1 protein-coding gene (only partly in view) is annotated in these 13,427 nt (G+C 45.6%); it reads left to right on the top strand.

The whole window is internal to a hypothetical protein gene (locus AC6IZ0_RS10210) on the top strand: the coding sequence, 50,562 nt in all, runs 23,142 nt past the left edge and 13,993 nt past the right edge, and what appears here is coding positions 23,143-36,569 (codon 7,715, complete, through codon 12,190, partial); the first complete codon in view begins at position 1. Both codon boundaries (start and stop) fall beyond the window edges.

Below are 13,427 nucleotides of genomic sequence, written 5' to 3'. Positions count from 1 at the left end.
GACGCCATGGGAGTAGGGGGATTAGTAGTACGTAACGACGTGCGCAGTCAAGTCAGTAGCTACATCCACAATGGAGATGTCAAAGGTAGTAGCCTGAGCATCAGTGCCCAAGACAGCAGCCAAATCACAGCCCTAGCAGAAACCACAGCATCAGCATCAGGAGGTAGTGCCTACGGTAGTGGCACAGTCATAGCCGTAGCCGGCACCATAGCCACCAACACCGTAGTCAGTGAAACCACAGCCTACATCAGTAACAGTCAAATAGAAACCAGCACCGGAGATATTACACTAGAGGGGATATCAGACGGTCAGATAAATGCCACCATCTTCACCAACGCCACATCAGGAGATACAGCCGCCGGAGTCACCCTCGCCTTCAACAGCATAGGATGGCAACCACAAAACCTGTTGAGCAACACCCTAGATGCCTTATTAGGGGATTCAGTGTTAGGCACTGCTAAACCATTCACAGTTAAAGCCTACATCCAAGACAGCAGCATCACCACACCAGGGAATCTCACCTTACTAGCAGACTCCACCGCCCAGATCACAGCCAAAGTCAGCAACCAAGCCGAATCAGCCGCATCAGCCCTCTATGGAGCCTCCGGTATGGCCATAGGAGCAGCCCTAATTAGTAACCTAGTTAACAGCCAAGCCCAAGCCTACATAGACTACAGCACCGCCACACCGGGAGTAGTCATAGTAGGTGGGACGATGAGCATCACAGCCAAAGACACAGCGGGGATAGAAGCCACCAGTACCATAGTCAGTAAATCCGTAACCACCAACGATGGCGGCTTAGGCATTATTCAAAACTACCTGAATTATTTAGATGACTACGAATACACCACCGCATCAGGAACAAAAGTAGTAGACCAGGGGGAAAAAGTCAGAATAGCAGCAGATTACACTCAAGGTGGAGATGGTGGCAGCGTCTATAGATTTAAAGGCAGTGATAACACCAGCATAGACTTAGGTAATGAAAACTATACAAATAGTAGTCTCTGGGAAAAAGTCACCCAAGAAACAGCAGATTATGTACCAAATATAGGTAACGTTAGTGATTCAGATGCTAAAGCCGTAGGAGCAATGGTAGTACGTAACGACGTACGCAGTCAGGTAGGAAGTTGGATAAATAAAGCTCAAATCACCGCCGATAGTATTAGCATCAAAGCCGAAGAGTCAGCAATTATTACAGCTAATACAGAGAGTACTATCACAGCATCTGGAGGTAGTTTATATGGCAGTGGTACAGTAGTAGCAGGAGGGGGGATAGCAGTTACTAACCTGGTACTGAGTCAGGCAGAAGCATACATCAGCAATAGTAATATTGTCACCACAAGTAATGTAGACATTACTGCTGATAACAAGTCCATAATTGATGCTACTCTCCTAAGTTCCCTGTCTACGGGGGATACGGGTGGATCTGGTATGTTAGCTTTTAACTCGATTGGCTGGAAACCGCAAAATGTTTTTGCTAATGCTCTGGATACGTTAATTGGCGCTCCCCTGATTTCAGGGGCTTCATCAGGTGAGCAGCCTGCTAGCGTAAAAGCCTATATCAGAAATACTGAGGTTAATGTCGGCGGTAATTTATCTGTTTCTGCCATTTCTGAAGTAAAAATCAACGCTACTGTTAGTAATGCTGCGGATTCTACAGCTTCAGCTTTATATGGTGCGAGTGGCAAGAGCGCCGGGTTAATTTTAGCCAGTAATAAACTTAGTAGTAACGTCGAAGCATATATTGATTATGATAGTGTTTACAGAGGTGGCCGCATAGTCAATGTCGCTGGGGAATTGACGATCGCAGCCCAAGACAATGCTGGTATTTATGCCAATAGTAAAATCGTTTCTTCTTCTACCACGACCAATGATGGTGGTGCTGCCCTTCGCCAAGAGGGAATCAACGATCGCTTAAAGGTTGATTTTACCAGTTTAGAGGGGGAAAGAACGGTCAAATTTGGCGACAGAGTTCGTCTCACTGATGATTATGACTCAGGATTGGGCAAACCTGGCAGTGTATATGAATATATGGGTACTACTGCCACATTAGACCTCAGCAGTGAAAACTATAGTGATAAAGGTTACTGGAAAGAGGTAACGGAAACCCAATTAGTACCCCAAGGGTTAAATCTTCCCTTTGGCGGAGGTTCTGATGCCGCGGGTGTTGGCGGGCTGGTAGTATTGAATGACGTGAAAAGTAATGTAGTTGCCTACATCAACAGGGGAGAAGTCACCGCAGGGGAAATAACTTTAAAGTCTCTGGAAACCGCAGAAATCAGCGCAACCGCAGATATTACTGCCTCAGCTTCCGGCGGTACTGTCATGGGTAAAGGCAATGTACTTGCTGCGAGTGGAGTCATTGCTACTAACCTGATTTTAAGTGATTCCCAAGCTTACATTAGCGAAAGTAACGTCAACACTGGCAACCTGACCTTAGATGCTCAAAACACCTCCCACATTAATGCCAAGACATTAAATACCATCAGTAGTGGCGATACAGGGGTGGGAGTGACAATGGCATTTAACACCATTGGCTGGAAGTCACAAAACTTCTTCTTTTTCCAAGCCATAGATACCTTACTGGGTGATCCCGTCATTGCCGATGCCTTTAATAGCCAGCAACCAGCTAAGGTGCACGCCTTCTTATTCAATACCACAGTTAACGCCACGGGTGATATTTCCCTTACAGCTACTAATGATGCCCAAATCAATGCCACTATTAGTAATAATTCCACATCAGTAGCCACAGCCTTTGCAGATGCTAGCAGTAATAGTATGGGCTTTGTGGTAGCCAATAACATGGTTAACACCGATGCTAAGGCATATATTGACTATAATCGCAGCAATTTGCAGTTGAATACGGTCAATGCCACAGGCAGCATGACTATATCTGCGGTAGATGATGCTCATATTGTAGCTGATAGTACTTTGCAGGCTCTCTCATCGACCACTAATAACCCCGGTTTGGTGATCACTACTCTATTTGATAATATTCTTTCGGGTTCTTATCAATACACGACTAAATCAGGGCAGCGCGATGTTAAAAACTCCGAAATTGTCCGAGTAGACGATGAATATACTAACGGTGGAGATGCGGGTGGTTTTTATCAGTTTGTTGGTACTGATGCAGAGGGAGAAAATCTTGACTTAGGAACTGTAAACTATAGCAGTGGTAAATGGGAGAAAATTCCTTTAGATAGTGCGGTAGATGATGTTTTAGCCTGGGGTAACAAATATGTAGGACTGAGTATAACAGGCTCTGATTCTATGGGTATTGGTGGGTTGATTGTCCGTAATGATGTCAGAGGCGGGGTGGAAAGCTTTATCAAGCAAGCTACCATTACCGCAGCCGATGTTAATGTATCTGCCTTAGAAAATGCCACCATTAAAGCTACCGACATAAGTACAGTGGAGGCTATAGGTGGTAGTATCATTGCCAGTAGTTCATCCATCGCTGTCAATGCTATCATTGCTAATAACTTGGTATTAAGTAATAGCAATGCATACATTACAAACAGTAACATCACAACGAACACAGGCGGTGTGAGTATCGATGCTAAAAACACTTCTGTTATTGATGCCGAGATTACTAGTAATACCACATCTAAAGGCGTTTCTGTAGGCGTTACCTTAGCATTCAATACCATAGGCTGGCAACCACAGAACTTCTTATTTAACACCATTGATACCTTATTTGGTACTAGCATTGGTACGGCAGATTTAGCAGCAGTCCAAGCATACATTCTCAACTCTAGTATTCAGTCTGCGGCTGGTTTAACTGTAACTGCCACTTCCCAGGCTGATATATCTGCAAATATTGGCACATCATCCACAGCCATTGTGGGCACCTTACAAACTGAGTCTAGTAACACATCTGTGAGTGTCGGTGCAGTAGTAGCCCTCAACAAAGTGGGTACCCTGAGCCGGGCGTACTTAGAAAATACCCCTACTGTCAGAGCCAATAACGGTACTGTGCGAGTAGAGGTAAGTAATACATCTACCATTGATGCCAATGTAGAAGCCCCATCCCTGGCGGTGGGAGTGGGGGCAGCATCAACCAATACAGTATCTGTGGGCTTCAGTGCCGCCCGGAATGAAATTCTCAACAACACAGAAGCTTATATCAAGAATGGCTCCGTTACAGCTACTAATGGCAGTGTTACCGTTAGCGCCCAACAGAATGCAGCTATTGACGCTAGCTCTATTGCTTCTTCCATTGCCGTTGCAGTCAGTTTGAACTCTGGTGAAAAAGCCATTGGCTTCAGTGGTGGAGGGGCGTTAGCCTTCAATTTAATTAGGGGTAAAGCTAATGCTTATTTAGATAACGCCCCTGTGGTAGCAACAGGTACAGGGGAAAATGAAGGGATAGTCACCATCAGTGCTATCAATGGCGGTAGCATCACCGCAAAGGTAACATCCCTATCCGTTGCGGTAGCTGCTAGTCAAGGTTTTACCCCCGGTGCTTCCATTGGGGTTTCTGTAGCCCGTAACTTAATCGGTTGGAATGAGTATAGTCAAACTACTCCCAATCCTTTTGAGGTACAAGCCTATGCTCTGAATAGTGCCATTACTGCGGCTAAGGGCATTAGCTTAACTGCAACATCAAATACTGTTATTGATGCTACGGTGGCTGTTACCTCTGTTGCGGTTGGTTTGTCTTCTCAAGGCAATGCTTTGGGGTTAAGTGCTGCAGGGCTAGAGGCTACTAATAAAATAGCAACCCGGATTAATGCTTACATTGATGGTGCTGGGACTACAGCAATTACGGCTCAAGGTGGGGATCTGACTGTGAAGGCGGCGGACACTTCCCGCATTACCGGTGATGTCCAGTCCATATCGGTGGGGGCTTCATTGTCAGGGGGTAAAGTTAGCGGCTCTCTTTCTTTAGGTTTGTCTTTGGCAAGTAACTATATTGATAATCACGTCAATGCCTACATTAAAGATGTCCATGGCACTATTACAGGCTCGGTCATTCTCCAAGCAAATACCCTGGAAGACCAGAGTAAGTTTAATCACCGCTATAATACCTCCCAGACAGTGGCTTTGATGATTGGGGATAGGGTGAAAACTGCTGATGATAAAGTTTATCGGTTCTTAGGGGAAGCTTATAATTACACCACTGAATCTACAACCTCAGATGATTTGGTAAATATTACAGCCGGGAACATTGTCAAGTTAGCTAATGATTATGCCGGCGGTGGTACTGGCGGTGCGTTTTATAGAAGCTCGGTTAATATTGATGGTATTGATTTGAGTGTTGAAGATTATAGTGATACTAGTCGTTGGCAATTAGTAACCCACAATCTCGCTGCTGAGAATTACAATGATGGCAAGCGGTGGAGGCAAGAAACAGCCATTTCTGCTACTTCCATCGCCGCTTCCGTAGCAGCAGCAGTTGCTGGTAAGGCAGGTTTTGCGGTTAGTGGGGCTGGTGCTGCCGCTGATAATATCATTCTGTCTAAAAATAATGCCTACATTGATAATAGTCGAATTATTAACGCGGTCAATGTAGAACTGACATCACAAAATAGCGCCTCTGTGGATGCTATGATTTCGGCGGCTTCCGGTGCTCTAGCTTTTGGTGGTAAGTTAGGGGCTGCTGCTTCCGTGGGTGTAGGTGTTGCGAACAATACTATCACCCAAGAAATCCAGTCTTATCTTAATAATGCCAATGTCACAGCCACTGGTAACCTACATCAGACTGCGATCGCCGATGGTGTGATTTTAGCCACTGTAGCCGCTGGTTCCTTTGCGGTTGCTGGTGGTGGCAAAGTGGGCGTAGGCTTGGGCGGAGCCGGCGTAAGTTCAGAAAACAAAATAGGCACTCTAGTTAAGGCATTTATTGACGGTGACGGAGCTAATGGCATTCAAGCGAGCAATATCATCCTCACAGCGCAAGACTCATCAACCATCAAAGCTGATGCTGGGGCGGCATCCATAGCTGCATCCTTCGCAGGTACGGCGGGTGTCTCCCTATCAATTGGTGTTTCTCTAGCCAGTAACTTAATTACCAACGAAGTTGAGGCATTCATTAAAAATGCCGACAATGGTGTGAGAACCACCAGCGGTAATCTATCCCTCACAGCCACCACCACTGCTAACATTCAAGCCCTATCAATTGCAGCCTCCCTAGCAGCCGGCATTGCAGGTACTGCGGGGATAGCAGTCAGTGGAGCGGGTGCTGCTGCTACTAACACCATCCTGACTAAGACTAATGCCTACATTGATAACAGCGTCATCAACAGCGCCGGGGCTGTTAATTTAACAGCCAATAATCAAGCCGCCCTTGATGCCACCATAGTGGGAGTTTCCGTATCCGTTGGTGGTGGTGGCACTGCAGGGGTAGGGGTATCCATCGGTGCGGCAGTAGCTTACAACTACATTGGTTACAGTGGTGATACTCGTATCCCAGCGGAAGTACAAGCCTACATTAGAAATTCCAGTGTCACCGCCGGTGGGGAATTGAAATTAGAAGCCCTAGCCAATGGGACGATTAACGCCAAGGTGGGTGCAGGTTCAGCCGCAGTAGGAGCCGCGGGAACCGCAGGGGTGGCTGCTAGTGGTTCTGGTGTGAGTTCAGAGAACAAAATAGGCACTTTAGTTAAGGCATTTATTGATGGTGACGGAGCTAATGGCATTCAAGCGAGCAATATCACCCTCACAGCCAGAGACTCATCAACCATCAAAGCTGATGCTGGTGCTGCCTCCTTAGCCGCATCCTTCGCAGGTACAGCGGGTGTCTCCCTATCAATTGGTGTTTCTCTAGCCAGTAACTTAATTACCAACGAAGTTGAGGCATTCATTAAAAATGCCGACAATGGTGTGAGAACCACCAGCGGCAATCTATCCCTCACAGCCACCACCACTGCTAACATTCAAGCCCTATCAATTGCAGCTTCCTTAGCCGCTGGCTTTGCAGGTACTGCGGGGATAGCAGTCAGTGGGGCTGGTGCATCTGCTACTAACACCATCCTGACTAAGACTAATGCCTATATTGATAACAGTAAAATCAGCAGTATAGCTGATGTCAATCTTACAGCCCAAAACAGCGCCTCCATAGCCGCCACCATTGTGGCAGCCTCTGGGGCTGTGGGTGGTGGAGGTAGCGCGGGGGTAGGTGCATCTTTGGGCGCTGCTGTGGCTATTAACCAAATTGGTGTCGGCTCACCGGCTGAAGTTCAGGCTTATATTAACAATTCCAGTGTCACAGCCAATAACCTACAACAAACCGCCACATCTAATGCCACTATTTCTGCCACAGTGATTGCCGGTTCCTTTGCAGTCACTGGGGGTGGTGCCGCTGGTATAGGTCTAAGTGGTGCGGGGGTCAGTGCGGAAAACCAGGTAAGCACTAACGTCAGAGCCTTTATTAGTGGTAATAGTAATGGCGACATTACTGTTAAGGCAGTCAATTTAAGTGCTAATGACACATCAACCATTGAAGCCATCACCGGGGCTGCGTCCTTGGCAGCATCCTTTGCCGGTACGGCAGCAGTTTCCATCTCTATCGGTGTATCCTTAGCTCGTAATACTATCAATAACCAAGTAGCTACCTACATTGAAAATGCCACAGTAGAAGCCACTGAGGGCAATATTTCCCTGATAACTAGAGATAATGCCCAAATTAGCGTCCTTTCTGTGGCGGCTTCCTTTGCTGCCAGCTTCGCTAAAGTGGGGATATCTTTGAGTGGTGCCGGTGCCGAAGGTACAAATGTCATTGCTAATCAAGTCAAGGCATATATCGCTAACAGTACTGTCAAAGCCACGGGAACAGAGGCAGATATTATCCTTGACTCACAGGCGACATCATCAATCTCCGGTTTAGTGGGTGCTGCCGCCGGTGCTGTCAGTGGTGGTTTGGGAGCAGCAGCGGGAGCCATTGGGGTATCTATCACCAAAAACTTGATTAACAACCAAGTGACTGCCTATGTTGACAACTCTAATCTCACCGCAGGTGGGGATATTAAGGTAAAAGCTAAATCAGCAGAAACCATCAGCGCCGTTGGTTTTTCCGGTTCAGTAGCCATTGCCGTTGGTATTGGCGGCTCCTTGGCAGCCAGTGGGGTGGAAACCACCAGTATTATAACCAGTCAGATATCAGCCTACCTGAACAATACCAATGCCCTGGCTTTAGGTAACATTGATGTCTTAGCAGAGTCAGACAGTCAAGTAACTCGAGCCGAAGGCATTGGCGTGGCTGTTTCTGCCAGTATGGCAGGGCTAGCAGTGGGTGTTTCTAAAGTGGTGAACACTATCCAAAATAATGTTCAGGCATACATTAATAGCAATACAGCCAAAAACATTTGGGCACAGGGAGATATCACAGTATCCGCCGATGTATCTCGTGCCAACATTAGTGGTGTCAAAGCCGTGACAGCATCCATTGCCGCCGGTGGCATTGCCATCAGTGGTGGTGGTATTGATATTCAAGGAACGATTAATAATCAGGTCACAGCTAAAGTTACTGGTAATGTGAATGTAGTCGGTGGAGATGTGAAGATACTGGCTGATGAAAATGCCTACATAGCAGGGGAGGCTACTGGTGTAACTATATCCGTAGGTGCTGGATTTGCCGCCTCTTTAGGGATCGCATTAGTCACCAACCAGATTACTAGTACAATCCAAGCCTTTGTAGATAATGATCCTAGTCAAACCTGGCAATCTGGTCATAGTCGTGGGGTAAGCATATCCTCTGAAAATACCACCATTCATGCCAATTCCATAGCCAACATCAGCCAAACTAGGGCGCTGGGTATTTCTGCATCTCTATCATTCAGTGTAAGTGCTGGCATCACCGCTAACCGCGCCGATGCCGATATTATGACGGTGGTTAAGGCCTACGCCGAAGGCGCAACCCTTGCATCTACCGAAGATATAGATATTCGAGCCACCAGCAATAACCTGGCTAGGGCAACAGCAGATGGTGGGGCTTTGGGTACCCTAGCCATAGGGGCAATGATTGCAGATATTACCCTGGGTAGGGGTAATGGTATTGATGAACTAGAAGCCACCCTAGGTAATGGCACAGTGGTAACAGCCAGAGGCTTAAGAATAGATGCCAACAGTAATGATGACTTGCTCGCCCAAAGTTTTGCGGCTGGTGCGGGTGTAATATCTGGTTTCGGTTCCGCATCCTACGTTACCAGTGACTATGCCACCTTGACAAAAATTGGTGATTATGCACAAGTTGATGTCATTACCCTATCAATGACATCAACCCACATCCAAGATATTGATTCGTCCGCCAAAAACTTCTCTGTCAGCATTGCTGGGGCTACGGGTGCGGATGCTCGCAATAATATCACTAGTAAGGCTAATGTCCAGATTGGTTCTGGAACTGTTGGCGATTCCGGTATTAGAGTAACAGCGGATACCATATTTATTAATGCCATCAACACCCTAACCAAAGAAGAATTTAAAAATGATAGTAACCTGCGGACTGGGAGTGCTAGCGGTTTAGGTGTTTCTGTCTTGAAGAGTGAAACTAATATTGGGACTGGTAGTAATCCCTTTGAGGCGGTGGTAAATATCAAACCCGGTAGCCAGTTGGTGGTAGAAGGTACTAACAGGAGTCGGGGAATGTTCCAGGTGAATGCCTTTAATGGCATCACCGCCTATGATGTGGTGAGGCTAGAAACCATTTCTGGGGCTGGTATTGGTATAGGTTTATCAGAGATTAAGACTAATACCAATGCCAATATTAATGTAGATGGTGCTACCCTGCATAATAAAACCGGTGATCTCTATCTCACAACTAAAACAGATACTAATAATCGGACTAATACCAATTTACTAGTTGTGGGTGGATTTACGGGGGCTGGTTCTGAGGCTAAAGCCGAGACTAATGCCAACAATAATATCAATGTCAATGACTCTCTGCTCAAAGGTAGTGATATTTACCTCTATGCAGGACGCAGCAGCTTTGAAGTCAGTAACCTGTTAGATAGCTTCGCCAACGTCAACGCCACTACATTCGCCCTGGTAGGTATTACTACACCAGTGGTGCGTGCCACCATTAATGAAAGGAATATTGTTAACCTTTCGGGTAATACCAATCTGCAAGCCCTGGAGGATGTCACCCTACTGGCTAAAGAGGGTTTAGGCGGTGGTGACAGGGCGAAAACCGATGGGCTAGTATTGAATATTTCCTTAATTCCTTATGGGTTTGATGTCCCGAATGGAGCTAGCGTTGGTAGTACCAATCAGGTAAATATAGGTAGTGATGTTAATCTTAAAGCCGGGATTAATAATAAAAACGTCATTCAAATTAAGCCCATTACCGTCAATGGTGTGCAACAATTCAATCCAGCGCGGTTAGATACAGAGTTAAGTTTGGAGGAAAAGGCAGCCTTAGATTTAGATGCAGAAACGAGATATGAATATGCCCGGTTAGATTTAACTAGTATTAGTTTTGGGGTGTCTACTGGAACGGTGGTCAGGGTAGTAGCGGGGGCGAATCAAGGTGGTACGGTAGGTAATTACTATCGATACAGACCTCTGACTGATAATGGCTCTGATGGACTAATTTTGAATCAGGAGAACTATGCTGATGCTCAAAGATGGGAAAATCTAGGCTCTAATCCCACATTAGAGGACGCGGTAGTTTATGACAGCAATATCACTGTTAACCTCAGTAATAGTCTGCAAGATAAGTTTTACGTAGTTAAGCCCAAGGATTTGGGTGATGTCACACTATCCTACGCTAGTTTAGGTAATGTCCTCATCGACCAAAGAAACAAAATTCTGGGCTGGATGGCTAGTCACTCCAAAGATGCGGAAGCTGTAGCCCGTTATCAAGTACAACTAGATGCCATCAACCAAGCCATAGCGGATGCGGGACTGATGAGTGAAAATGGACTGATACAGCAAGAAATAGACTTGTTATTTGTCAACATACCGAGTATCTATGCTGCTCCTGGTTCCATCTTTATCGAGTCCAGCAACCTGAGTGCTAATAGTGTCTCATCCTTAATTAATAATAAACAACTGATTGCCAAGGCTGGGGCTGCCATTAATATCACTAACCAGTCGCCCTTTGCGATGAATGTCAATGATGCGGTTATCCGTGATAACAAACGCATTAAAATCATTAATGGGCAGTACACAGTCCTCAAACCAGGGAATGTTTACCTGAATAATGCACCCCTGACTAACGTTGATAATACCGAAGAGAAGAAAATCACCATTGTCCAGGATTCCTTCCCCACTAGTGTCTATGATACCGGTGGTTTTGAGATTCCTGCTTATGACCAAGATATGTACATCTTGGGTGATGTGATTAACGAAAATGGTAATTTATTAATTGACAACAGAGAGGGTAGTATCAACGTCTCCGGGGAAATCAGAGCCGCTGAAGTCACTATTAATGCTGCCAAGAATTTTACCCTGAATACGGATGACTGGTATCACAGTAATAAAGACCCCCGCCAGTATTTGAACTATGATGCTGTCCGAGCTACTGTATATAACCAGTCTGGTTATCCTAACAGCCGCACTTATAATGATGCCACCAATGTCAATGGACAGAATTTACAAGCTGCTATTAACCGTAATCAGTCGAGGGTGTTGGCTCAGGGTGCTATTGCCATTACGGCTCGTTACCTGAATGTCAATGGTATGATTCAAAGTGGAATCAGCACCATCGAAATGGATATCGCGGCAGATTTTGATCCTGGTTGGAGAAATCGTAATCTGGTTGATGATAACGGCAATACCCTCCAGGGTATCAGTTTCGGTACGGAAGGAGTTCCTGTAGATGGTTACTTTGATTTTCTTCAGCAAGCAATTATTCTAGATGACATTGTACCCAAGGGCGGACAGATTACCATTGCGGGGCAGATATTCAGCACGGGTAACGGTCAGTTAAAGGTTGCCAATGGTTACACTAATGTTGATATCAATAACCAAAGTGGTTATAAGTTGGTTCTGAACAGGATTGATACCACCACTAACCGCCAAGGTAAGATTACTATCATCGATACGGAAACCTTGAAGAAGGTAGAGTATAAGTTAGATGCTAATGGCATTCAAACATCTAATTACAATGGTGCTCTCAATAGTAACAGCACTGTTGAATACACTCTAGTTGGCACTAGCTCTAACAGCATTTCTGATGACATTAAATATCAGCCTCAACTAGGGCGGCAATATGTCTGGACGGAGGGACAGGAAAAAACCGAGGTAGACGTTAGAAAATATGAGGATAAGAGTTTCAACCTCTTAGGCTTTGATTGGGATGGTTTAGTACCAGATGATAGTTATACCTGGAGGGATGTACAATTCCGGGATGAGAAACCCTTGCTAGAATCGGAATCAGTACAGTCTACTGGGGGGACTGTTCCGGTTTATAGCGTTGCCTATATGCAGACGGAAGATAATAGTGTAGACCTGATTCCCAATGTTTCACTGGTGAGAGATATCAGACCACCGTTATCAAGTCCTGATTATGGTAAGGTCTACCGCTATGTAGGTCCGGTGGCTGATTTAGAGTTGGATGTGCAAGACTTTACTGATCCTAATAAATGGCAATACACGGGAAATAGAGTTTTCGGTCAATTTACCAGTGTGTCCCAGAATAAGTTTGATAGCAACTATAAAAATGTCTCTGTTAAAGTAGACCAATGGCAAACTGGTGGCGGTTGGTTAAGGAAGAAAACTTTACACACTAAAATTACGACCATTAGGGGACTAAAGGACTTTTACACCCACACCCTCAAGGGTGACTACCCCATTGATGTGGAGTTTATCCAAGGACCAAGTGCCAATAACGCTAACATATCTGTGACCAGTGTGGGAGGGCTAGAACTCCAAGGTGACATTGAATCTCCCGGAACTCGCGTACAGTTGGCAGGGGGTTATATTAGTAATGGCGGCTCCAGTGTAATTTATGCCAATACTAAGAATGCGGCAGAAGTACAGCCAGGGGCACAACTGAACTTTACATCTTTTAATGGGAATATAGATTTAATAGTAGAAGGTGGTTTACAACCGGTTAACGTTTCCGGAGCGGGTCATGTCAACTTAACCATCATTTCCCAAGATAACCAGAGCAGTAGTTTAGTTGCTGGTAATATTAAATCTAATAACGGTGATGTCACCATCAAAGCACCCCAGGGCATCACCATGGAGAATAATAGTGCGGTGATTGCGGGGCGCACTATTACCCTGGAAACTCAAGAGGGTTTAGGAACTGAATCTCAGTGGTTACGCGTCAATAGTGGTAATAGCATTGGTTATAGCTTTGCAGGTATTGACAGGGGTGGTGTCAAAGCCGAAGCCCAGGATAATATCTACATTCGTCAGGTAGTAGGGGATATGAATGTGATCTCCATTACTACCCCAGAGAATGTGTATCTAGATTCCGCCGGGGGGATTTTTGACGGGTTGAAAGAAAATCCCAGACTGAGTGACAAGATGGAAAATGC

This window comes from Anabaenopsis sp. NIES-4685, from assembly GCF_059725405.1.
Note: the sequence above shows the minus strand (reverse complement) of the source record. Positions and strands in the feature narration are given on the sequence as shown.